The organism is Bacteroides clarus YIT 12056 (genome assembly GCF_900129655.1).
GTDB lineage: Bacteria > Bacteroidota > Bacteroidia > Bacteroidales > Bacteroidaceae > Bacteroides > Bacteroides clarus.
In genome coordinates this window covers 204,818-229,573 of record NZ_FQWK01000004.1, presented here as the reverse complement: position 1 = coordinate 229,573, position 24,756 = coordinate 204,818, and the positions used below count along the sequence as shown (strand labels likewise).

At 46.3% G+C, this 24,756-nt stretch carries 24 protein-coding genes; 4 read left to right on the top strand and 20 right to left on the bottom strand.

The genetic code is table 11. The features are described 5' to 3' along the window. The first annotated feature begins 40 nt into the window (after nucleotides 1–40). From BUB52_RS08345 to BUB52_RS08335, 3 genes are all read left to right on the top strand, one after another. On the top strand, nucleotides 41–1,756 hold the full coding sequence (locus BUB52_RS08345) for a sensor histidine kinase (protein ID WP_009121019.1): 1,716 nt from the start codon (nucleotides 41–43) through the stop codon (nucleotides 1,754–1,756). A gap of 229 nt (nucleotides 1,757–1,985) precedes the next feature. Continuing rightward, nucleotides 1,986–2,702 carry a response regulator transcription factor gene (locus BUB52_RS08340; RefSeq protein ID WP_009121020.1) on the top strand — a complete coding sequence of 239 codons (717 nt, stop codon included), beginning with the start codon at nucleotides 1,986–1,988 and terminating at the stop codon, nucleotides 2,700–2,702. Between the two features lie 181 nt (nucleotides 2,703–2,883). Further along, on the top strand, nucleotides 2,884–3,459 hold the full coding sequence (locus tag BUB52_RS08335) for a hypothetical protein (protein ID WP_009121021.1): 576 nt from the start codon (nucleotides 2,884–2,886) through the stop codon (nucleotides 3,457–3,459). Here BUB52_RS08335 and BUB52_RS08330 read toward each other — a convergent pair. The 20 genes from BUB52_RS08330 to BUB52_RS08235 form a co-directional block, all read right to left on the bottom strand. Beyond that, the gene (locus BUB52_RS08330; protein WP_009121022.1) at nucleotides 3,456–5,663 is read right to left on the bottom strand and encodes an AAA family ATPase; all 2,208 of its coding nucleotides are present in this window, start codon (nucleotides 5,661–5,663) and stop codon (nucleotides 3,456–3,458) included. The two genes, BUB52_RS08335 and BUB52_RS08330, sit on opposite strands and share 4 nt — an antisense overlap. 142 nt (nucleotides 5,664–5,805) lie before the next feature. Next, on the bottom strand, nucleotides 5,806–6,690 hold the full coding sequence (locus BUB52_RS08325; protein WP_009121023.1) for a F0F1 ATP synthase subunit gamma: 885 nt from the start codon (nucleotides 6,688–6,690) through the stop codon (nucleotides 5,806–5,808). Between the two features lie 62 nt (nucleotides 6,691–6,752). Continuing rightward, on the bottom strand, nucleotides 6,753–8,336 hold the full coding sequence (gene atpA / locus BUB52_RS08320; protein ID WP_087412039.1) for a F0F1 ATP synthase subunit alpha: 1,584 nt from the start codon (nucleotides 8,334–8,336) through the stop codon (nucleotides 6,753–6,755). Between the two features lie 131 nt (nucleotides 8,337–8,467). Beyond that, complete coding sequence (locus tag BUB52_RS08315) at nucleotides 8,468–9,028, bottom strand: F0F1 ATP synthase subunit delta (protein WP_009121025.1); 561 nt, start codon at nucleotides 9,026–9,028, stop codon at nucleotides 8,468–8,470. A 19-nt stretch (nucleotides 9,029–9,047) separates the two neighbouring features. Then, nucleotides 9,048–9,548 (bottom strand): F0F1 ATP synthase subunit B, encoded by a 501-nt coding sequence (gene atpF / locus BUB52_RS08310; protein WP_009121026.1) that lies wholly within the window; start codon nucleotides 9,546–9,548, stop codon nucleotides 9,048–9,050. A 12-nt stretch (nucleotides 9,549–9,560) separates the two neighbouring features. Continuing rightward, nucleotides 9,561–9,818: an ATP synthase F0 subunit C gene (gene atpE / locus BUB52_RS08305; protein WP_009121027.1), complete on the bottom strand. Its 258-nt coding sequence runs from the start codon at nucleotides 9,816–9,818 to the stop codon at nucleotides 9,561–9,563. Nucleotides 9,819–9,878: 60 nt separating this feature from the next. Further along, a complete protein-coding gene (gene atpB, locus BUB52_RS08300; RefSeq protein ID WP_009121028.1) occupies nucleotides 9,879–11,048 on the bottom strand; it encodes a F0F1 ATP synthase subunit A in 1,170 nt (389 codons plus the stop codon). Continuing rightward, nucleotides 11,032–11,457, bottom strand: a complete 426-nt coding sequence (locus BUB52_RS08295) for a hypothetical protein (protein WP_009121029.1) — start codon at nucleotides 11,455–11,457, stop codon at nucleotides 11,032–11,034. Before BUB52_RS08295 ends, atpB begins: the two co-directional genes overlap by 17 nt. Nucleotides 11,458–11,491: 34 nt before the next feature. After that, nucleotides 11,492–11,737, bottom strand: a complete 246-nt coding sequence (gene atpC, locus BUB52_RS08290) for an ATP synthase F1 subunit epsilon (protein WP_009121030.1) — start codon at nucleotides 11,735–11,737, stop codon at nucleotides 11,492–11,494. Between the two features lie 32 nt (nucleotides 11,738–11,769). Then, entirely contained in the window at nucleotides 11,770–13,290 is a 1,521-nt protein-coding gene (gene atpD / locus BUB52_RS08285) for a F0F1 ATP synthase subunit beta (protein ID WP_009121031.1), read from the bottom strand. A gap of 476 nt (nucleotides 13,291–13,766) precedes the next feature. After that, a complete protein-coding gene (locus BUB52_RS08280) occupies nucleotides 13,767–14,000 on the bottom strand; it encodes a YecH family metal-binding protein (protein ID WP_009121032.1) in 234 nt (77 codons plus the stop codon). A 304-nt stretch (nucleotides 14,001–14,304) separates the two neighbouring features. Continuing rightward, complete coding sequence (gene galE, locus BUB52_RS08275; protein ID WP_009121033.1) at nucleotides 14,305–15,339, bottom strand: UDP-glucose 4-epimerase GalE; 1,035 nt, start codon at nucleotides 15,337–15,339, stop codon at nucleotides 14,305–14,307. Between the two features lie 216 nt (nucleotides 15,340–15,555). After that, nucleotides 15,556–16,134, bottom strand: coding sequence for an electron transport complex subunit RsxA (gene rsxA, locus BUB52_RS08270; RefSeq protein ID WP_009121034.1), 579 nt, complete (start codon nucleotides 16,132–16,134; stop codon nucleotides 15,556–15,558). Nucleotides 16,135–16,162: 28 nt separating this feature from the next. Further along, nucleotides 16,163–16,747 (bottom strand): electron transport complex subunit RsxE, encoded by a 585-nt coding sequence (gene rsxE, locus BUB52_RS08265; protein WP_009121035.1) that lies wholly within the window; start codon nucleotides 16,745–16,747, stop codon nucleotides 16,163–16,165. A gap of 15 nt (nucleotides 16,748–16,762) precedes the next feature. Continuing rightward, complete coding sequence (locus BUB52_RS08260) at nucleotides 16,763–17,449, bottom strand: RnfABCDGE type electron transport complex subunit G (protein WP_009121036.1); 687 nt, start codon at nucleotides 17,447–17,449, stop codon at nucleotides 16,763–16,765. Next, on the bottom strand, nucleotides 17,446–18,438 hold the full coding sequence (locus BUB52_RS08255) for an RnfABCDGE type electron transport complex subunit D (RefSeq protein WP_009121037.1): 993 nt from the start codon (nucleotides 18,436–18,438) through the stop codon (nucleotides 17,446–17,448). Before BUB52_RS08255 ends, BUB52_RS08260 begins: the two co-directional genes overlap by 4 nt. 23 nt (nucleotides 18,439–18,461) lie before the next feature. Continuing rightward, complete coding sequence (gene rsxC, locus BUB52_RS08250) at nucleotides 18,462–19,799, bottom strand: electron transport complex subunit RsxC (RefSeq protein ID WP_009121038.1); 1,338 nt, start codon at nucleotides 19,797–19,799, stop codon at nucleotides 18,462–18,464. A 38-nt stretch (nucleotides 19,800–19,837) separates the two neighbouring features. After that, on the bottom strand, nucleotides 19,838–20,803 hold the full coding sequence (locus BUB52_RS08245; RefSeq protein WP_009121039.1) for a Fe-S cluster domain-containing protein: 966 nt from the start codon (nucleotides 20,801–20,803) through the stop codon (nucleotides 19,838–19,840). A gap of 38 nt (nucleotides 20,804–20,841) precedes the next feature. Beyond that, nucleotides 20,842–21,261 (bottom strand): SoxR reducing system RseC family protein, encoded by a 420-nt coding sequence (locus BUB52_RS08240; protein ID WP_009121040.1) that lies wholly within the window; start codon nucleotides 21,259–21,261, stop codon nucleotides 20,842–20,844. A 203-nt stretch (nucleotides 21,262–21,464) separates the two neighbouring features. After that, a complete protein-coding gene (locus tag BUB52_RS08235) occupies nucleotides 21,465–22,895 on the bottom strand; it encodes a DUF3078 domain-containing protein (RefSeq protein WP_009121041.1) in 1,431 nt (476 codons plus the stop codon). Nucleotides 22,896–23,104: 209 nt separating this feature from the next. On the opposite strand from BUB52_RS08235, the gene BUB52_RS08230 reads away from it, so the two are divergent. Further along, the gene (locus BUB52_RS08230) at nucleotides 23,105–24,718 is read left to right on the top strand and encodes a CTP synthase (protein WP_009121043.1); all 1,614 of its coding nucleotides are present in this window, start codon (nucleotides 23,105–23,107) and stop codon (nucleotides 24,716–24,718) included. Nucleotides 24,719–24,756 lie beyond the last annotated feature (38 nt).

The following is a 24,756-nucleotide window of genomic DNA, read 5'->3' as shown; positions in this document are numbered from 1 at the left end:
TATATTTGCCTGCGTAAGCATTAAGCATAAAGAAACTGCCATGAAACTGCCTCTGAAATATATTGCCGTACTCGTTATCCTGTCTTTGGCGGGCATCTTCTCCTACCAGGCCTATTGGCTCGGCGGACTGTACCGCACCATGCGCAATGACCTGGAACGCAACATCATAGAAGCCATGCGCATGAGCGACTATAATGAAATGATGCTGCGTGTGGAAAGGATGCGTAAGGACAGCACCGACCATGGAGAAGTGAGCGTATCCGCCGGATTCGAGAAAGACGGAACGCAAAACAAAGCCTATGTACGCAGCACCACCAGTATAGACCGCAACGGTGAGAAAGAAGAAACCACCACCCAGCAGGTCATCCATCAAAAGAGTGATACCATTTCGATGAATATCTCGGACAATTCTTCCGTACAAGCTATTGTCACCCGTGATGACATTGCCGCCTCGGACTCCGGTGACGTGCTTTTCATAGAACGAAACAAAGACCGGAGCAAGGCTCAATGGCTGAACCCCGATTCAGCCCAAAAGAAGCTGGAAGCCGCCGTAAAAGATACCGGTAACTCGCCCCAAGCCGCCCTGAGAGCCAAAGACGGGCTGGATGTGATTCTGCGCGACCAGAACAGCATGCTGGAACTCGCCACCTATTTCCAACGAGGTCTGCACTCCGGTCTGGACATTATCTCCGACCCCGACGTCCTCGTGTACGACAGCCTGCTGACCCTTCAACTGAAAGACCGGGGCATCACGCTGCCCTACCGTTTGGAGCATATCTACACGAGCGACAAAGACGCGCCTTACACATTCGTGGACACGCTGGCCGTTGCCGGTACTGCCGGATATATCCCCGGCCCTGACGCCAAGCAATACAACTACGCCTTCGACCTCAATACCCACCAAAGCTACCGTCTTTGGATAGAGCCCGTCACGCAACTGGTGTTGAAGCAGATGTCGGGCATACTGGCTACCTCGTTCGTCATTCTGATTATCCTTATCTTCGCATTCTGGGTACTTATCCGCACCATTCTGCGGCAAAAGACGCTGGAAGAGATGAAAAGCGATTTCACCAACAACATCACCCATGAGCTGAAAACCCCTATCGCCGTCGCCTACGCCGCCAACGATGCCCTGCTGAACTTTAACCAGGCGGAAGACAAGACGCAACGCGACAAATACCTGCGTATCTGCCAGGAACAGTTGCAGCGGCTCAGCGGACTTGTCGAGCAAATACTTTCCATGAGTATGGAACGCCGCAAGACCTTCCGCCTGCATCCGGAAGTACTGTCCGTCGGAGATATCCTCGAACCGCTCATCGAACAGCACACACTGAAATCGGAGAAGCCCGTGCATATATCGGTAGATATCGAGCCGGAAGACCTGGCTCTTACCGCCGACCGCACTCATTTCAGTAACATCATCAGCAACCTGATAGATAACGCCATAAAATACTCGCCGGGAGAGGCGGAAGTAAACATCCGCTGCCGGCAAATCAACGCAGCGGAACAAGGAAAACTTGTCGAAATCGCCATCAGCGACCGTGGAATAGGTATCGCTCCCGAAAAGCAGAGCCACATATTCGATAAGTTCTACCGTGTTCCCACCGGTAATCTGCATGACGTGAAGGGCTACGGGCTCGGTTTGTTCTACGTCAAGACCATGGTTGGGAAACATGGCGGGAGCATATCCGTAAAGAGCGAACCGGGCAAAGGCAGCACCTTTGTTGTAAGATTAAACAAGCAGGCGGATGATTGAAATCTGTATGGGACAAAAAGCTTCAACGCACGAAACAAAGTGTTTTTTACGTGTTTGAACACTTTGTTTCAAGGCATGAAAACAGAATGTTCCGCATAGCGAAACAAAATGTTCACCGTAGGGAAACAAAGTGTTTCAACGGTTGGAACAATCTGTTTCGCCGCTGAAAACCGACATCCGCCTCAGGAGTAACTAAATTCGGCTCATAATACAGAAAAAATAAAGGACTATGGATAAAATAAAAGTATTATTGGTTGAGGATGAAGAAACCCTTGCCATGATTATAAAAGACACGCTTGAAGGGCAGAACTTCACCATCCACACCGCTGCCGACGGTGAAGAGGGATTGCGCCGGTTCTTCGACCTGCGCCCCGATGTACTCGTGGCCGACGTAATGATGCCCCGCATGGACGGTTTTGAAATGGTACGCCGCATCCGCCAGACTGACAAGCATACGCCGGTACTGTTCCTTACCGCCCGCTCGGCCATCAATGATGTCGTAGAGGGCTTTGAGCTTGGCGCCAACGATTATCTGAAAAAGCCTTTCGGCATGCAAGAGCTGATTATCCGTATCAAAGCGCTGGCGGGCAGGGCTTTCAGCTTCACTGACGCCGCACCCAAAGAAGTCACCGACTTTGAAATAGGCGATTACCGGTTTAACTCCGTCACGCAACGGTTGTCGTATATAGGGACTGCCGTATCTCCGCACACTGACACGGATATGGAACTCTCCCACCGTGAATCGGAAATACTGAAACGCCTCTGCGAAAACCGTAACCAGGTTGTCAACACCCAGAATGTTCTGCTCGAACTTTGGGGAGATGACAGCTTTTTCAACTCCCGCAGCCTGCACGTGTTCATCACCAAGCTACGCCACAAACTGGCGCTGGACGACCGAATCCGCATCGTAAACGTACGCGGAATAGGATATAAACTGATAGTATAAAGAGTATAAGTGAATGAGACGAACACTCCCGATGCAGACCGCCCCTCAATATTTACTTAAAGAAATTTCGAAGAATGACCGGAAAGGTTTATCTTTGTAATCGGGAGACGGGGAATTAAAGAATGAAGGAGCGAAACCGCCGGATTGGTGAAAGCTCCATTAAGAATAGTTGAATGGAACAATGAAACGAGTTTGCTTTTTTATCATCGCACTGCTTGCAAGTATCGCTTCGCTATATGCCCAAAGCGAAGTGAAGGGCGACAGCGTACGCTCCCTGCCCGACGGTACTCCGCCCGATGGCGTATTCCTGCCCGAAACAAAGAATTACAACGGCTTTCTTTTGGATATGAGCCTGATGAAAATGGAAGCTCCCCGCCTGCCTGAGTTTACGCTGGAAATACCGGACGCAAGCAAGGATTACAGCAGCATATTCCGTCTTAATCCGGACGTTACCTACTCGCAAGGGCTTTCGAATGTATTCTCACTGACCAATTCCACCGTTTACAGCATGAATCCGTTCGGGCTGACCGGATTCTGGTCGTCACCGGAGAATCTGCAGATGGGCAGCTTCAAACTGAAAAACGGTATGCGTATCAATACCTATGGCGAATATGACAAAGACGGCTGGAAAGTTCCCAACCGCTCGGCGCTGCCATGGGAGAAGAACAACTTCAAGGGCGCATTCGAGATGAAATCTTCCAACGGAGCGTTCGGCATACGCATCGAAGTGCAGCAAGGTAACAGAAGCCCGTTCTAAAGCATGAGTTCCGGCTCTGCCAATCCTTTCTCCTTGCGGTATCCATGTACCATTTCCAAAATAATATCCCCGTACTTTTCCACTCCTTTCTTTCCGAAATAAGGGATGCGGACAAGCATGGCTTTATCGGCGGGCAGCAGGTTGCTGATGCCTAAAATGGCTTTTTGTTGGATAACCGTATAGACGGGCAGCCCCAGCCGGGACGCTTCCGAGTTTCTCCATGCCACCAGCCGGTCGTAAAGTTCGGGATGTAACACGTCCGAAGGAACTTGAACAGCAGGTGTTGCCGATTCTTTCTTTTTCCGTTCCCGTATATTCTTCTCCACCGCATCCAACAGTCCTCTTCGTTTCAGGTCTTCTTTACCGGAAAGAGCGGAGTCACCGATGGAGAGTATCGCTTTCTGCCTTAAATATTCGGCTGTACGGAATCCGTGCGCTATGACGTAAGCCAAGAGGTCGTCTTTCAGCAAGAAAAGGGTATTCAGCTCTTCTTTCGCGGTATTCAACTGTTTCTTCAGTTCCTTGTTGTCCGTGGCAAGAACCCGTTCTTTTATCAATACGAGATACTGAGGCTCCATTTCTTTTTTGAAGTAGCCGGCTCCCGCAGCAATCCGTTCCTGCAATGTTTCGTCCGTAGCATAGTTCTGCGCGGCGTCAATCAGACGGTTGTATTGCATACCGAACTTCTGCGCCACTATCACCACCTTCTCGTGAAAACGTTCCGCTTCTGCCTTGTATGCTGCCAACTGCTTGGGATAGAGTTTATAAAGATGCTCGTCAATCAGGCGTACATAGCGCTGAAGCGATTGCTCCAACGGCCGGAAATCGAATAGTCCCGACAACAGTTCATGGAAATAGGTTCGCTGCAACGAATGGAAGCGGTCTTCATCCGGTTCGTTTCTGCGTGCTTCTTCCGTAAAGCGGTCTACCGCCCGGTCGCTGATAACGGCTTTTGCGGAAAGCGGGGCGCTAAGCACCAAACCTTCCAATGTCTTGCAACGGCTCAGAGCCACATACGTCTGTCCGTGCGCAAAGGATGAGCTGGCGTCGATAATGGCGCGTTCAAACGTAAGCCCCTGGCTTTTATGAATCGTAATGGCCCATGCCAGTTTCAAAGGGAACTGCCGGAAAGTACCTTCAATATCTTCCACAATCTCCTTGCTTTCCTCGTCCAATACGTATTTTGCGTTTGCCCACTCCTCTTCTTGCAGCAGGAAGGCAACGGTGCTATCTTTGGCACGCACTTCGATGCTGTCGGCGGAAAGGTCGGTGACTTCACCGATCATACCGTTATAGTAGCGGTGCTCGCCGGACGAGTCGTTCTTTACAAACATCACCTGAGCGCCTTTTTTCAGCTCCAGGAGTTCGTCCGTGGGATATGAATACTCGGGAAACTTTCCGTCAATCGTGGCACGAAAAGCATAAGAACGTCCCGGAAGCTGTTCCAGTTCGTAATTGTTGATGCGCTGCGCCTGGTAGTTATGGGTGACCAGACGGATATAACCCTCTTCCTTCCGGGGTTGGAAATCGGGAAGATAGCGACGGTTCAGGGCTTCCAGGACTTGAGGGTCGCAATGATTCTCGCGAATGCGGTTCAGTAAGTCCAAGAAAGCTCCGTCACTCTGCCTGTATACGGTTTTAAGTTCGATAGTGCAGTATTCCGTCTGCTTCAGCGCGCGGCTGGAGAAAAAATAGGGAGTATCGTAATACTTCTTCAGCATCTGCCATTCCTCGTCCTTCACTACGGGAGCCAACTGCTGCAAATCGCCAATCATCAATAGTTGCACACCGCCAAACGGCTTGTGACGGTCGCGGTAACGGCGGAGCATTTCATCTACCGCATCCAACAGGTCGGCACGCACCATACTGATTTCATCAATCACCAGCAGGTCCATACTGCGTATGATATTGATTTTCTCCTTACCGAAACGGAAACGATAGGTTGCCTGTCCATTCGTACTGAACGAGCTTTCGGGCACATAAGGCGCGAACGGAATCTGAAAGAACGAATGGATTGTTACACCGCCGGCATTGATGGCCGCGATACCGGTCGGCGCGATAACGACCATGCGCTTAGGACTTTCCCGCTTGAGCTTACGTAAGAAGGTTGTTTTACCGGTTCCGGCCTTACCGGTCAAAAAAAGATGAGTGCCTGTATTTTCAATGAACTGCCATGCAAGCGTTAATTCAGAGTTTTGCTCCATTATTCCTTTCAGTTTGTTGTAACAGGTGGTAAAGGTAGCACAAATAAATAAAGGAGAGGGGATGTTGGCGGAATGTTTTTTATGATAGGAAAAGAGGATGTACCGAAAGCGCTTCGGTACATCCTCTTTTCCTATGCAAAACTTATTTCAAGCTGCCGCCGATTATATCCAGCAATTCATTCGTAATCGCCTGTTGGCGACTCTTGTTATACTGCTTCGTCAGGTCCTGAATCAACTCGTTGGCATTGTCCGTAGCGGCCTGCATGGCAAGCATACGGGCTGCATGTTCGGAAGTATTCGAGTCCAGCAGAACCGTATAAATCTTCTGGCTCAGTACTTTAGGAAGAAGGTCGGCTATCAACCGGGCTGCGGAAGGCTCTACAATATAATCATTATTGAAGTTGCTCTTTCCGGCGGTTTCCGTCGCTTCTTCGGCCACCTTATCCAAGTTGATAGGCAGATACTTATCTCTCGTCAGGATTTGCGACCCGGTAGATTTGAAATGATGATAAATCAGCTCTACCTTGTCGATGCGTCCCTCCAGAAACTCTTTCATCAAGAGTCCGGCAAGCTCGTAAGCCTGCACATACGAAGGTTTGTCGGCCATTTCCTGATAGCTGCCTTGCGGCTCGTATCCCAACTTCTTTACGGCTTCTTCCACCTTCTTGCCTACGGGATACAGCAAGATGTTCTCTTTGCCCAACGATTTATAGTCTTCCAGTGTGCGCTCCAGCATCTTCGCCACGTTGGAATTGAAAGCGCCGCATAAGGACGAATTGGACGAGAACGCCACAATCGCCACTTTCTCTACCGGACGTTCCTCGGTATAGGGTGACTCTATCGTAGCATCCGTACTCAAGAAGTTTGTCAGAATCTCATTCAGCTTCCGTTGATAAGGCAGCATATTCTCAATCCGCCCCTGCGCCTTATGCAGTTTGGCAGATGCTACCATCTTCATCGCCGAGGTTATCTGACGCGTACTCTTGACGGAGCTTATTCTATTTTTTACCTCTTTCAGTGAAGCCATTTCATATAGTGATTAGGGGTTGGTGATTGGCGATTAGTCGTTGTTGAATGCCTGACCGCCATCTACATAAATTGCTTGGCTGTCTTTGCCGCCGTCTCTTCTATCTTCTTGCAGACATTATCATCAATGACACCCGTCTTCAATACATCGAGCACTTCCATCTGATAATCTCTTTCAAGGAATTCGAGGAAACTGCGTTCAAACTCGCTCACTTTGTCCAAAGGCACGTCTTTCAACAAACCATGCGTACCGCAATAAAGAATGGCAATCTGCTTCTCTACGGGCATCGGGCTATACTGAGGCTGTACCAGCAAACGGGTATTCTTTTGCCCTTTGTCGATAGTCAGCGCAGTAACAGGGTCCATATCACCGCTGAATTTGGTAAACGCTTCCAGTTCGCGATACTGAGCCTGGTCTATCTTCAATGTACCCGCAACCTTCTTCATCGCCTTAATCTGGGCATTACCACCTACACGGCTCACGGAGATACCTACGTCGATAGCCGGACGGTTACCCTGGTTGAAGAGGTTGGTGTCGAGGAATATCTGTCCGTCGGTAATGGAGATTACGTTTGTAGGAATGTAAGCCGACACGTCACCGGCCTGCGTTTCGATAATAGGAAGCGCCGTTAATGAGCCGCCGCCTTTTACTCTGCCTTTCAGGCTTTCGGGCAGGTCGTTCATCTCGCGCGCCACCTCTTCCTGGCTGATAATCTTTGCCGCACGCTCCAACAGACGGGAATGCAGGTAGAAGATATCACCCGGATATGCCTCACGTCCCGACGGACGGCGCAAAATCAAGGAAACCTCACGATAGGCTACCGCCTGCTTGGACAAGTCGTCATAAACCACCAGCGCATGACGGCCGGTATCACGGAAATACTCACCGATTGCAGCGCCGGCAAACGGAGCATAATACTGCAATGCAGCCGGATCGCCTGCCGTAGCAGCCACAACGATGGTGTAATCCATCGCACCGTTTTCACGCAATGTGTTTACGATGGATGCTACCGTAGAGCCTTTCTGACCGATGGCTACGTAGATACAGTACACAGGGTCGCCCGCTTCATAGTTGGCACGCTGGTTTATGATAGTATCGATGGCAATCGCAGTCTTACCCGTCTGGCGGTCGCCGATAATCAACTCACGTTGCCCGCGGCCGATAGGAATCATGGCATCGACAGCTTTCAAGCCGGTTTGCAACGGCTGGTTTACTGGCTGGCGGAAAATAACGCCCGGAGCCTTACGTTCCAACGGCATCTCACAAAGCTCGCCGCCTATCAGGCCTTTGCCGTCCAACGGTGCGCCCAACGGGTCGATAACGCGTCCCAACATACCCTCTCCCACCATGATGGAAGCGATACGCTTGGTACGTTTCACCACGAATCCTTCCTTGATTTTATCCGTAGGGCCTAATAATACGGCGCCCACGTTGTCTTCTTCAAGGTTCATCACGATGGCTTTGATACCGTTGTCAAATTCCAGCAACTCGTTTGCTTCGGCATTGCGCAATCCGTAGATACGTGCCACGCCATCGCTGACTTGCAGTACCGTACCGATTTCATCCAGTTGCACGCGGGTATCGATACCTTCCAACTGTTTGCGCAGAATATCGGAGACTTCGCTTACTTTTATATTTTCAGACAACATTTTAGTATTTACTATTTAACGATTTACTATTTTACTTTCTGAAGAAACGAATCATATACCGCTTTTGACCTCTTACAACTTACCCGTCACAATGCTAAATAGTAAATTGCAAATTGTCAAATCGTAAATCACACGATTCTTCTGTTCTTATCAATGAACTGTTGTTTCACTCTCTTTAGCTGAGTAGCAATACTGGCATCCAGACGGAAATCGTTGACGTCGAATATAAATCCGCCTTCAATAGATGGGTCGACATCTGTCTGTAACTCCATTTCGGCATGCAGCAGATGGGAAGCGCTGTTTCGGATACGTTCCCAAATCTCATGGCTTGCGGGTACGGCGGTCGTCAGTTTCGCAATCCCGATATGCCTGCTCTTTCTGTATAAATCCAGATAGCTCAGACAAATATATTGCAGAAACGCCTCACGCCTGTTTCTTAATACCAGCGTAATGAAACGGGCCAACTCACGCTCGGCAGGAGCATCCCCCACGGCCGCGGTACAGATAAGCGAGAATTTCTCCCGTACCGACAGTACTGGATTCTCCAATGCCGTACGCAAATCAGGATGTTTCTCGAAACTCCAGCTCAACGTACGCATTTCAGTATATAGTCTGTCTTCCGTACCCGTGCTCTTGGCATACTCCATAAGAGCCTTTGCATATCGCATCGAAACAATTCCTATATCCATTTCTTCTAAAGATTAATGATTAGTGATTGGGCGTCAGCATCTCATCCAGCATACGGTCAATCATTTCCATCTGGTCTTGCTTCTCGTCCAGATTACGACGGATAATCTTCTCCGCAATATCTACCGATAGTACAGCAACCTGACGGCGAATATCGCGGATAGCTTCTTCCTTCTCTTGCTGAATCTGCTGTTTTACATCATCCAGTTCCTTCTGCGCAACGGCTTCCGCATGTTTACGCGCTTCGACAATAATCTTGTCACGCTCGTGCATTGCTTCCCGCATGATGCGTCCCTGCTCCTTGTTCGCGGCAGCAATCAGCGCCTCACTCTCCTCTTTCAGTTTGGCGAGCTGGGCGTTTGCCTGACGTGCCACTTCCAGCGACTGGTCTATGTAGGTCCTACGGCCTTCCACCATTTTAGTAATGATGGGAAAGCCGTACTTGGCCAATATCACAAAAACCACGCCGAATGAAAGGAGCATCCAGAACAGCAGACCACTATCAGGTAATAACAATGACATAATTTTATCTTTTTATAAGAAGAATACCAACAGACACACAACAACTGCCAACAATGCGACACCTTCAATCAAGGCGGCGGCAATAATCATGCTCATACGAATATCTCCCGATGCTTCCGGTTGACGTGCAATGGCTTCCATGGCAGAACTGCCAATCTTACCGATACCTACACCTGCGCCGATAACAGCTAAACCAGCGCCAATGGCTGCACCCAATTTACTAACTCCAACACCTGCCGCAGCAGCTTGCAATAATACAGATAGTAACATAACTTTCAGTTTTTAAATTGTTATTTTATTAATGTTTATTTTCTCAATTTTATCACTCCATCACTTTATGGCCTTCTCCTCCGCTTTCTCTTTGTGTTCCTCTTGCGCCAGACCGATGAACACGGCCGACAGCATCGTAAACACATAGGCCTGAATAAAGGCTACCAATAATTCCAATGCGTTCATAAAGATATTAAACAGCACCGAAGCCACCGTTAATGTCCCGTTCAAAGCAGGTCCCATACTCGCCGATATGAATATCAAACAAGTCAGCACCAGCATTGCCATGTGTCCCGCCAGCATATTGGCAAAAAGACGTATCATCAGAGCAAACGGCTTCGTAAAGATTCCGAAGAATTCTATAAACGGCATCATGGGCACAGGCACTTTCAACCACCAGGGTACATCCGGCCAGAAAATGTCTTTCCAATATGTTTTGGTTCCAAAAATATTGACGGCAAGGAACGTACAGACAGCCAGGACCATCGTAATGGCAATGTTTCCGGTGACATTCGCCCCGCCCGGGAAGATAGGAATCAATCCCATGAGGTTATTTATGAAGATAAAGAAGAACGCTGTCAGCAGGTAAGGGGCAAACTTACGGTACTTTGGTCCCACACAACTCTTTATAATGTCGTCGTTCACCATCATAATGAACATCTCCATAAATCCTATGAAACCGCCCGGTGCCGCACTGCCTTGAGGATGCTTGCGATACCATTGGGCCACGCTCAGAATAATGACAAGCAATAAGACGCTATTGATAAGCAGTGCCAACGTAACTTTCGTAATGGATATATCCCAAGGACGCACCTCATTACCTGCGGCATCGTATTCCACCAATTTTCCCTCGTACTTACTGCCTTCCGGAGCGATGGACAAACCCTCGTAGCTTCCGCCGTTTTCTTCCAAACGGGAAGAAAGGAAAGTGTGCCATCCTGTTGTACTGCTATATACAATGACAGGCAACGGAATGATAACATGCGTTTCCCCAAAAGCGGTAATATGCCATTCGTACGAATCGCCAATATGCCCGAATACGATTTCCTTTACATTCACCGTATTCTTCTCTTGCTCTGCAGGGGTTACATCATCACGTTGGACTATGCTGTCGAGTTCGGCCGCAAGTCCATTTTGTGCAACAGGAATACTGTCGGCCTGCACAGAGGCGGATAACAATAATCCCCACACCAGCAACACCCCGGTTAGTATGTTACGCAATTGTTTCATTTTTTTGTTTCATTTTCTTTTTCAACTTCCGGTTAGTTTCAAAAGTGAAGAAAAACCAAGAGTCATAAATCAAATATATCAGATAGTTCGCGATAAACGTCAGCAGGAATTCTTTCGCTTCTTCACGCACGGCAACGCAATATACCAGCATCACAATGATAGAAGCAAGCATTCGCATAACACGCATCAACAGGTATATCTGCAACATCCGCCCCGGCATCCGGTGACGGCAGCTTTCGACCATGCTTATCATAAACACACCGAAAACCAAGAAGAAAATCGGTATCAACGGATAACCGCCAAAATAGTGATGCGGGAATACCGAATAATAAGCCCAACCGCCTATACCGCCTACCAATACCGTTAAGAGCGCTACCTGCCACAAATAATTTCGTTTTGTAATACTCACATCGATTCAATTTAAGGTTCAAAATCAAAAGGGGTCAGTCTACGCAAACCGAAACTTTGTTGCCGTTCATCTCCACAAAACCGCCATGAATATCCTGTACATGCTCTTCTCCGTCTTTTGTTACATAAGCCAGTGTACCGGCTTTGAGCGAAGACACGATGGGCGCATGCTGCGACAAAATAGTAAACGAACCAAGCGTACCCGGCAATGTAACACTGTCGACCTCGCCATTGAAGATTTCCTTATCCGGCGATACAATATCCAAATGCAGTCCCTTCATTTTTTTAGTCTATTGAAATTTAAATATTCAAACTACTTCTTTGCCTGTTCCAGCAACTTCTTACCTTTCTCTATCGCTTCTTCAATAGTTCCGACATTCAGGAAAGCCGGTTCGGGCAGATAGTCAACTTCACCGTCCAGAATCATCTTAAAGCCTTTGATGGTATCTTCGATAGAAACCATCGTACCGGGAACTCCGGTAAACTGTTCGGCCACGGCAAAAGGCTGGGACAAGAAACGCTGTACGCGACGAGCGCGATTTACCAATGTGCGGTCGGCATCCGAGAGTTCTTCCATACCGAGGATGGAAATAATATCCTGTAATTCTTTGTTGCGCTGAAGAATCTGCTTTACACGTTGAGCTACTTCGTAGTGTTCCTGACCTACAATGTGCGGGTCGAGAATACGCGAGGTGGACTCCAATGGGTCGACAGCCGGATAAATACCGAGCTCGGTAATCTTACGGCTCAATACCGTTGTTGCGTCCAAATGCGTAAAGGTAGTGGCAGGCGCAGGGTCGGTCAAGTCGTCGGCAGGCACATAAACAGCCTGTACAGAAGTAATAGAACCGTTGCGCGTAGAAGTAATACGTTCTTGCATGGCCCCCATCTCCGTTGCCAGTGTCGGCTGATAACCTACGGCCGAAGGCATACGTCCCAACAACGCGGACACCTCGGAACCTGCCTGAGTGAAACGGAATATATTATCAATAAAGAACAATATATCGCGCGGGCCATTCGTCTCGGAACCCATATCACGGAAAGACTCGGCTACCGTCAGACCGGACAATGCAACAGACTGACGTGCACCCGGCGGTTCGTTCATCTGACCGAATATCAAGGATACCTGCGATTTAGCCACTTCGTTATAATCAACTTTGGAAAGGTCCCAATGACCTTCTTCCATTCCTTTCTTGAATTCTTCGCCATAGCGGATCACACCGGATTCAATCATTTCCCTCAGCAGGTCGTTACCTTCACGGGTACGCTCTCCTACTCCGGCAAACACAGAAAAACCATTCTGTTTCTTGGCGATATTATTGATTAACTCCTGGATTAATACAGTCTTACCTACACCTGCGCCACCAAACAAACCAATCTTACCGCCCTTACTGTATGGTTCCAGCAAGTCGATAACCTTGATACCCGTATAGAGAACTTCCTGTACGGTAGTCAAATCTTCAAATTTAGGGGGTTCGCGGTGAATGGGATAAGCGCCGGCACGATCTAATTCTTTCATTCCGTCGATAGAGTCGCCCACAACGTTCATCAATCGGCCTTTGATTTGTTCTCCTATCGGCATGGTGATAGGTCCGCCTAACGGGTAAACTTTCATACCTCTCTGTAAACCGTCCGTACTATCCATAGCTACGGTTCTCACGGTGTTTTCACCAATGTGCTGTTGTACTTCCACAATCAGTCTCTTACCGTGGTTCTTTTTTATTTCCAGCGCGTCGTGAATGCTTGGCAGCATCAGTTCTGCCTCTGTACCTTCAAAATAGACGTCTACAACAGGTCCGATAACCTGAGAGATATGTCCAACAATCTGTGACATAAGCAATCTTTTTATATTCTGTTTTCTTAATTATTATCCAGTAAAGTTGTAAGTCGTCGCGTAAATCTTCTACCAGCCATGTCGCGTCCTTCATCATCCAATTTCACTTGCTCTCTTAACATTTGCGTCAGGCTATTTGTTCATTTAAAATAGTTACATAAACAACCTCGCAAATGTATAAACAAATCACGTCTAATTGTTCTCCTTAAAAGCTTTTTTTCTATAAATTATACGATTTTGAACGATTTATACTACAATAGGAACAATTTGTTCCATATACAATAACGTTGGTTAACAATTAGTAATGCACCTAATTATAAAAAACAGTTAATTGCGCCCCATATTCCACCAATAAATATCGGCGAACAAGATTCTAAGTTTATTTCAAAAAGAAACTTGGCATAAGAAATACATGTATGTTTCTTATGCCAAGTACAAATATATTCAATTCCGTATGGGAAGAATATTCAAGATAATCAATGATTGCAGACCTTGGTAACATCTACCGTAAATCCATTGCCGGCAGGCATAAACTTACCTTTCATTTTAAGAAATTCAATGAGAGTATCGATGTCCATATTATCAGCCGAACAAGCATAGAACCGCTGTTCTTTACCGAACTTGCGAACGATTGCTTCTTTTAACGACAATTCCGTATAACTGTTGCCTTCCATCATGTGAAGAACTTCATGAGCGTGTAACTGTTCCATAATCTTTTTTCTTGCAAAGATAAAACAAGGAAAAACTCCCGAGTGTAACAAATGTGACAAAACTAATGAAAAAAACAAAAAATAAGCCCTGTCTCGCGACAAGGCTTATTCACAACACAAACACAAAATAAAACACGACAAAACTACTATGCAATCTTACCTGTCTATGCCGGGGAGGCATATGTACTAATTACGGATATTCACATATACATAAGCAGCTTCAGGCTGATTTGCATGTAATAAACAAATGCGGGGAAGCATTTGTTTATTTTCTATCTGTTAAAAAACACAAATCCGTTTATTCTTATTGAATACCTCTTTCACGAAGTTTCAACTGCCAATTCCATGCGGAACGTAAAGTATCTTCAATACCCTCTTCCGCTTTCCAGCCTAATTCATTGTTAGCCAGTTCAGGATTAGCCCATACTTTTTCAATATCTCCGGCACGACGGCCCACAATCTGATAATTCAACTTCACGCCGGTAGCCTTCTCAAACGCGTTAATCAGCTCCAATACGGAAAGACCGCGTCCTGTACCGATATTGAATACTTCAACTTTCTCTTTCTGTTTCTTCTCCAAAATACGACGGATAGCTACGACATGAGCCTTTGCCAAATCCACCACATTAATGAAATCGCGGATGCAAGAACCGTCAGGAGTATCATAATCATCACCGAACACACTCAGCTTCTCACGGATACCGATAGCAGTCTGAGTAAGATACGGTATCAAGTTCTGCGGCACACCGTTAGGCAATTCACCAAGCAATGCCGTAGGATGAGCGCCTATCGGATTGAAATAACGCAGCAAGATAGCATTGATAGGAGCGCCGGAAGCGACTGTATCACGAACAATCTCTTCGTTGATTTGCTTCGTATTTCCGTACGGGGATTCCGCCTTCTTTATAGGAGCTTCTTCCGTGACAGGAAGTTGATCGGGCTGACCATATACAGTACAAGAAGAAGAGAATACAATACCCTCTACTCCATGTTTAGGCATCAGTTCGAGCAGATTTATCAAAGAAACCAAGTTGTTGCGGTAATACAGCAACGGCTTTTCCACAGACTCTCCCACAGCTTTGCTCGCTGCAAAATGAATAATTGCTTTGATACCTTTATATTTAGCGAACACAGCGTCAAGACCGGCATAATCCAAGCAATCCAATTTCTCAAATACGGGACGGATACCCGATACTTTTTCGATATTGTCTACAACATCTGCGCTGGAATTTGACAGATTATCAATAATAACAACTTCATAGCCTGCGTTTTGAAGTTCTACAACAGTATGAGAACCGATATAGCCGGTTCCGCCTGTAACCAAGATTTTCTCTTTCATATTAAATAGATAATTTAGCTTTTAGGTTATCACTAGGCCACAAATGTAAGGAAATAAATTCATAAAGTATATACATGGCGGAGAAAAATTAGCGAAAGATTACTCCACCCTGACCGTGCGCGATAACTCCTCATATAAAAGACAAAGCGAAAGAGCTATCCTCTTCTTTTACAAAGAGAACAGCTCTTTCGCCTTATCTTAACTTCCAAGTATATCTTAGATTTTAACTACACCGGAGAAGCCCATAAATGCCATAGCCAGCAAACCGGCGGTAATCAAAGCTATCGGAGTTCCCTGCATGCCTTTCGGTATGTTTACCAAGCTCATCTGTTCGCGTAAACCCGCAAAGAGTGTCAACGCCAAACCAAAGCCAAGGGCAGTGGAGAATGCGTAAACCACACCGGTCAGCAAATCGTAATCTTTCTGGATAACGAGAATAGCTACACCGAGAATACAGCAGTTCGTCGTAATCAAAGGCAAGAACACACCTAAAGCCTGATATAAAGAAGGAGATACTTTTTTCAGGATAATTTCCACCATCTGCACCAATGCGGCAATCACAAGGATAAAGGTGATGGTTTGAAGATACCCTAAATCGAAAGCATCGAGCACATACTTCTGAATGAGGAACGTTACGATTGTTGCAATGGTAAGCACGAAAGCCACCGCTGCCGACATACCCAACGCCGTCTCCACTTTCTTGGACACACCCAGGAACGGACAAATACCCAAGAACTGCGACAACACAATGTTATTGACAAAGATTGCCGAGATAAATATCAATATATATTCCATAATATCAATTCTAATTATGAATTACAAACTACGCTTTCTTGAAGCTGTTAACCAACGCAATGAGGTATCCCAACGCAATAAATGCACCCGGAGCAAGTACAAATACCAACATTCCGTATTCTTCGGGAAGAATCGTAAGATTGAAGATCTTACCCGTGCCCAGAAATTCACGAACGGCGCCCAACAAAGTTAATGCAATGGTAAAACCTAAGCCCATGCCTAAACCGTCAAAAAGAGATGCCACCGGACCGTTTTTGGCAGCAAAAGCTTCAGCGCGCCCTAATACAATACAGTTTACAACAATCAACGGAATAAACAAGCCTAACGTTGCATAAAGCGCAGGAACATAAGCCTGCATCACCATCTGCAACAATGTTACGAACGATGCGATTACAACAATGAAAGAAGGAATGCGTACCATGTCCGGGATTAAATTCTTAATAGCGGAAATTACCACATTGGAACAGATAAGCACAAACATTGTAGCCAAGCCCATACCCATACCGTTGATGGCAGATGAAGTAGTACCCAGTGTAGGACACATACCAAGCAGGAGCACAAACGTAGGATTCTCTTTAACAATCCCGTTCATCAATACTTTAAAATTATTCATATCTCTACTCCTTTCTTATTTAGCACTGACAGAATCAGTGAGTTCAACTTTAATGGTAGCTCCCGTAGCCGTATTGGTATCAGCGGCTTCTTCCACATTCTTTTGAGTAGCTCCCGTAGCTCCATCGGCTGTGTTTTGACCCGCATACGCAGCGTATGCAACATTTACAGCGTTCAGGAACGCACGTGAAGTAATGGTTGAAGCTGTAATAGCGTCTACTTTACCACCGTCTTTACTTACAGTCAGAGGAGCTTCACCGGGATTCATACCCGTAATATCTCCCTTGTTTCCTTTCTTAAACCAATCGGCAGCCTTGGAACCCAATCCCGGAGTTTCTACGTGCGACAGCAAGGAGTAATCGATAATCTTGCCCTCAGCATCGAAACCGACCAGTACTTTCAGTTCACCGCCGAAGCCCATGGCTGCCGCTTCAACAGCCGCGCCAATGAATTTACCTTCTTTGGTGGCGGGATATACGGAGTATTCAACACCGTTAACCTCTTGGGCTTTCTTTTCCGCAATCGGATCATTGTCAAAACCGGGAACAACTGCACTGACTGCATCGCTCAAGGTCTTGGCATTGGCTTGCGCAATAGGTTCTTTTGTCAATTCGTTGACATAGGCCAGCAAGGCTACGGAAATAGCAGTAACTCCCGTAAGCACCAGCAACATATTCTTTAAGGATGATTCTAATTTTTTCATTTCTTCTTCGCTACCTCCCCAAAGCGTTTAGGTTTAACATACGTGTTAATCAGCGGAGTGAACGCATTCATAATCAGAATAGCGAACGACATACCTTCGGGATATGCACCGAACAGACGGATGATGACTGTCAGCAAACCGATACATACGCCGTAAATCAACATTCCCTTATGGCTCATCGGAGAAGTGACATAGTCCGTAGCCATGAAGATAGCACCCAGCATCAAACCACCGGACAGCAGTTGTATCACCGGAGACACATAGATTTCCGGATTAGTCCAATACATGATACCGGAAAAAACAAATACCGTAACCAAGATGGAAACAGGAATATGCCAAGTTATAATCTTCTTCCACAACATATAAGCCAATCCCAACAACAAAGCCAATGCGCTGACTTCACCCAAACAACCGCCGTTATTACCGATCAGCAGGTCGAAAGATGCAGGAAGGTCGCTTAAAGACATTCCCGGAGCACCGCTGATTACACCTTTCATAATAGCCAACGGTGTAGCAGCCGTAGTGGCATCCGTATAAGCGGTCAACTGTCCCACGGCAGGCCATGTAGTCATCTGCACAGGGAATGACAGCAGCAAGAACACACGTCCTGCCAATGCCGGATTAAAAGGATTACAGCCCAGACCACCGAAAGACATCTTGCCTACGCCGATAGCAAACAATGCGCCTAAAATGATAATCCAGATAGGAAGATTGGAAGGCAGGTTGAAGGCCAGCAACACACCGGTGATAATGGCAGAGCCGTCACAGATAGTTGTGGTTTCTTTCTTCATCAGGAATTTGCCGATAGCCCATTCAAAGAACAAGCAGGCCGCTACGGAAGTAGCCGTAACAATCAGTGCGCCCAGTCCGAAAAAGTAAAGCGATACAAGAAATGCAGGAATCAATGCTATAAGCACGCCGTACATATTCTTCTTTACGCTGTCACCGCCGTGAACATGGGGCGAAAGGGATACGATTAATTTATTCATAAGATTATACTAAATTAATTCTTTCATTTTTTTACTTGACGTGCACGTATCATCGCTCCTACTTTTCCCTTACCTAAACGGATGTAGTCCAACATCGGACGGTTGGAAGGACAAGTGAACTGGCATGAGCCGCATTCGATACATGACATGATATCTTCTTTCTCTACTCTCTCAAAGTCTCCGTGAGCCGATACAGTAGCAAGCAAGTAGGGTTCCAGTCCCATCGGACAAGCACCTACGCATTTGGCGCAACGGATACACGGTTGTACCTCACCGCGCTTAGCCTCTTTATCGTTCATAATCAGAATACCGGAACTGCCTTTAGCTGTCGGCACATCGGTATTTACCAGAGCTTTACCCATCATCGGTCCACCGCCGATAACCTTACCCGTATCTTCGGGCAAACCACCACAAGCATCAATCAGCTGCTTCATCGGCGTACCGATACGTGCCAGGAAGTTAGAGGGTTTGGACAAAGATTTACCGGTAACGGTAATAACGCGTTCAAACAGCGGCTTATTCTTCTGCACAGCCTGATATACGGCAAATGCGGTACCTACATTCTGCACCACAGCACCCGTAGAGATAGGCAATGCACCGGCAGCAACCTGACGGCTGATAACAGCATCAATCAACTGTTTTTCACCACCTTGCGGATATTGCACTTTCAAAGGCACAACCTCAATACCGGCATAACCGGCGGCTACTTTCGTCATCAGCTGGATAGCATCGGGTTTATTGTTCTCGATACCGATAAATGCCTTATTTACTTTAACGGCTTTCATCAAAATAGAAACACCTACCATTATTTCTTCGGCATGCTCCAGCATTAACTGATGGTCGGCGGTCAGATACGGTTCGCACTCTACGGCATTGATAATGACACATTCCGCCTTAAATGCAGGCGGCGGACACAATTTTACTTGTGTCGGGAAACAAGCGCCACCCAAACCTACGATACCGGCGTCCGCAATCTTCTTCACGATTTCCTCGGCTGTGAGGTTACACTCTTTTACCAACGTATCGGTACGGTCGATGGATTCTTCCCACTCATCTCCCTCTACATCAATGAAGATAGCCGGTTTAGCGTATCCGCTGGCATCGACAATAGTGTCAATTTTAGCGACCTTTCCGCTGACAGACGAATGGATGGCTGCCGATACGAAGCCGCCGGGTTCGGCAATCTTTGTACCTACTTTCACAACATCACCTTTAGCTACGATAGGCTTTGCAGGAGCACCGATATGCTGGCTCAATAAGATAACGGCTTTTGCCGGAATCTCTGCCTTCACGATAGGCTGATGTGCTGAAAGTTTATTTTCGTGTGGATGAACTCCACCAATTGAAAATGTCTTCAACATACAATTCTGTATTTTTAGTCGTTTAATTTCTTTTAATATTATGCCTCTGCTTTCGGCGCTTCTGTTGCAGGAGCCTCAGGAGCTTTGGGGCTTTCCACCGTTTTCTTCGGAGCTTCCGCTACCTTCGTAGTAGCTTCTGCAGCCTTAGGAGCCACAACCGGAGTTTCCCCCTCTGCCTTTGGCTTACGCGGCGGGAAGTTCAGTGCTATAATTGTGCCCTGCGGACAAACTTCTTCGCACTTACGGCAAGATTTACACTTATTCGGGTCGATGTAGGCCAGATTATTTTCCAATGTAATTGCTTCGAACGGACATACTTTCACACACTTGCCGCAACCGATACAAGCTACGGTACAAGCCTTACGTGCCACAGCACCCTTATCCTTGTTTACACATTGTACATACACCCGGCGGGATTTCTTACCTTGCGGACGGATCTCAATAATGCTTCTCGGACAAGCCTTAGCGCATGCGCCACAAGCAGTACATTTCGCTTCATCCACCTCCGGAAGTCCGGTTTCGGGATTCATGTGAATAGCATCGAACTGACAGGCAACCACACAGTCGCCACAGCCCAAGCAGCCAAAGCTGCAACCGGTTTCACCACCGTAAAGAGAAGATGCGATAGCACAACTCTTTGCGCCGTCATATTGATTGACGCGAGGACGGTTGGCGCATGTTCCGTTACATCTAACCACTGCAACCATCGGTTCGGCGGCGGCAGCATCCAATCCCAGGATTTCAGCAACCTTAGTCATAACGGGTTGTCCACCCACCGGACAAAGTTTACCTTCAAGCGAACCGGCCTTCACGCAAGCATCGGCAAATCCGCTACAACCCGGGTAACCACATCCACCGCAATTTGCTTGGGGAAGCACTTCGGCCACCTGTGCAATTCGCGGATCTTCATACACGGCAAATTTCTTGGAAGCTACATAAAGAATAGCCGCTGACACCAGCGCTATCGCTCCCAATGAAATTACTGCAATCAGAATTACATTCATAAATTAGTTGTTTATTAATTATTTGTTTTATGTATTAGTTAGTTCATGGGGCTTATTGAGAAAGAGAACTTCTTTCCCAACCGCGACTTGTTCAGCCACAATATATAATAATAAGGTATAAGGAGAGCCAACGAGCAAAGCGCCGAACCCAACTCGTCATTCCATATAGCCATAAAGATAAAAAGGGAAAAGATTAAAACAAGGAAAGGTAGTATAAAGGCTAACAGAACCGCCATCACTCCCATCGATAATTCGCCGATAACCCATACACGGTCACCCGGCTGATAGGAAGATACGTTATCGTCTGTAACATCGATGAGCTTCTCTTTCGTATCGGCGGAACTGCAATGTCCTTTGATACTGCATGAAGCGCATGCCGAAGTTTGAATAATTCTCACTTGAAGATGAGAACCGTTTATGTTTTCCACAATACCCTGATGTTTTATAGTATTCGCCATTTTGCAAAGTGTGCATTACAAATCGCGGCAAATTTACGCATTATTTGCGAACTGCAAGGGATTAGATAACTTTTTCTGTGTGCGTAAACGTTCTTTTTCCTGATTTTAGTGATTTTTCTTGATTTTTTCTACCGGAAAAAGAAAAAGAGCGCTCCGTTGTCATCCAACGGAGCGCTCTTTTCAGCCGTTAACAATATATATGGTTACCATTTGTAATTGATACCAAAACTCAACAATTCCTTTACTTGGAAATAGCTGTCTCCTTCGGTCGGCTTGGCGCTATCATCAAAACGGGCATGAACATAGAGCTTGGTGGAAAGATAACGGTTCAACACAAAATTAACCGTATTTTCCCACTCGATACGCGTCCATTCATAACTGGTCTGGAAATCCAGCCGTGAGTCCAAAACAATGGAAGGAATGATAGTCCATGACAAAGTCGGCTGTATTTGAGAACCGAAATTGTGCTTGACGCATGTGCCCTCATCCAAACCAAACTTCACTTCATCCACATCTTTATTGCCTACATAGCGCAGCATATAAGTCAACGGAGCTATGAAAACAGATAAGTTGAACTTTTTCTTTTTCAATTTATAATCCATACCGATACTGGATGACCAATCCGCCGGAGCGAAGAATGCAGAAACCAGTTCCTCACTGTTTGCTTTATAACCATGGCAGAACTGCGTTTTAAATTCCGTAGAAACGGTATAGTACCATTTGGATGCAGCCTGAATACCCAATTTACTATAAATACGAAGCTGGTCGGTACTTACCAAATAATCGTGAAATTCATCGGAAGGCGCGGAGCTGAAACCTAATTTAGCGTCCAGCATATTCTCCCATTGAACCTTCTCTTTATCATTGTAATTGGCAAACAACTGCAAGTTGGCAAGCAAAGCGTTGGTACTTTCACCACCTTTGTACCAGTTATCGGAAATATAGTTTTGCGTAATCTGCAACGAACCGTTTCCGCCGGTCACCCACCAGTTAGGCTTCTGTATCACGACTTCAGCCTCTTCCTTCACTCCCACCATTTTCTCTTGGGCAAAAAGCTTTGCTACGGAAGGTTTGGAAGAAACTTCCTTTTCTATATTATCTTTGAACAATTTCTTCTTTTTAATCTCCTTTTCAGTCATTACCACTAAATCCGGACGATTGATATACGTACTCATCATCACACGATCCACAACCTTATTGGCATTCTCTTTCGACAAGAAGCTCAATGTATCGAAAGGCAAAAGCTCTTTTGTCAGGGCAGGTACCGTATCAGGTTTCTGAAAAGTCCAGTTGACCTGCGACATACGTTCCATCGGAGCATAATAATAAGTAGTGGGAACGAACATGCGGTAGTAATTCGGATTGTACGCGATGTAGCGTTCGGGAGTAGCCGGATCATTCAAATAATTCAGCACCCCGAAATACTTCTCATACAACACAGAGACCGTATCCAACCGATATCCATCATTGTAAGGTTTCAGCTTCAATATCCAGTTTTGACTCCAAATACCCGACAATGTATCCGCATTCTCCGTTACAGCCTGTTTCTTTATATTCTTTGCAGAATTCTGGGCTATCACCGGAAATGAAAGTAGTGCGGCAACCAATCCTATTAAAACGCGTCTATTCCTCATACTTTTTTCTTAAAATCTATATTTGAACGCAAAATTAAATCAAAATGTTCAGATAACAAAAGGTAGGAAGTGAAAGTTTATCAGAACCTTATTATGCGCACATATTCCACTTTTTATAATTGTTTTCACTAAACTGTTATGTACTTCCTCTTTTTTTTCATAATTTTGCGCTTTAATTTTTAGAGAAAACATTTAAAAACAGTATAGCTGTGGGAGAAACAAAGTATATTTTCGTCACCGGTGGCGTTGCCTCTTCATTAGGTAAAGGTATTATTTCGTCATCCATCGGTAAATTATTGCAAGCAAGAGGTTATAAAGTAACGATTCAAAAGTTCGACCCGTATATCAATATCGACCCGGGCACACTGAACCCTTATGAACACGGAGAATGCTACGTAACGGTAGACGGTCACGAAGCTGACCTTGACTTGGGACACTATGAACGCTTCCTGGGCATCCAGACTACCAAAGCTAACAACATTACAACCGGACGTATCTATAAGAGCGTTATCGACAAAGAGCGTCGCGGCGATTATCTGGGAAAGACCATTCAGGTGATCCCTCATATCACAGATGAAATCAAGCGTAACGTAAAGCTGTTGGGCAACAAATACAAGTTCGATTTTGTTATTACTGAAATCGGCGGTACGGTAGGTGACATCGAGTCTCTTCCGTATTTGGAAAGTATCCGCCAGCTGAAATGGGAACTGGGTAAAGACGCGTTATGCGTACACCTTACTTATGTGCCCTACCTCGCCGCTGCCGGTGAATTGAAAACAAAACCCACCCAGCATTCCGTAAAAGAATTGCAAAGCGCCGGAATTCAGCCCGACGTGCTTGTGCTCCGTACGGAACACGAATTGAGCACCAATTTACGCAAGAAGGTAGCCCTTTTCTGTAACGTGGACGAAAATGCCGTTGTACAGAGCATTGATGCGCCGACCATCTATGAAGTGCCTATCTTGATGCAAGCTCAGGGATTGGATGAAACCATCTTGAAAAAAATGGGACTTCCTGTGGGCGACACTCCGGGACTGGGCCCCTGGCGCGCTTTCCTCGAACGTCGTCATAAGGCAGAAACAACAGAACCGGTACACATTGCGCTGGTGGGTAAATACGACTTGCAGGATGCTTACAAATCCATCCGCGAAGCCCTTTCACAAGCCGGAACATATAATGACCGCAAGGTATCCGTAGATTTTGTAAACAGCGAAAAGCTGACAGACGAAAATGTAGCGGAAGCATTAAAAGGCATGTCGGGTGTTCTCATCGGACCGGGCTTCGGTGAACGCGGCATCGCAGGTAAATTTGTAGCTATCAAATATGCGCGTACGCACGATATTCCGACATTCGGTATTTGCTTGGGCATGCAGTGCATCGCCATCGAATTCGCCCGCAATGTCTTGGGATACGCAGACGCCAATTCACGCGAAATGGACGAAAAGACGCCTCACAACGTTATCGACATCATGGAGGAACAAAAATCCATTACCAATATGGGAGGTACCATGCGCTTGGGCGCCTATGAGTGCGTATTGCAAGAAGGCAGCAAAGCATACGAAGCCTACGGAACAGAGCACATACAGGAGCGTCATCGCCACCGTTACGAGTTTAATTCCGCCTATAAAACGGAATATGAGGCGGCAGGCATGAAATGCGTAGGTATCAATCCGGAATCCGATTTAGTGGAAATCGTGGAAATTCCTGCATTGAAGTGGTTTGTGGGAACCCAGTTCCACCCGGAATACAGCAGTACAGTATTACACCCGCACCCGTTGTTCGTAGCCTTTGTGAAAGCTGCGATTGAAAATGAAAAGAAGTAATCATTACTAATTAATAATAGATAATTCATATTTGACTA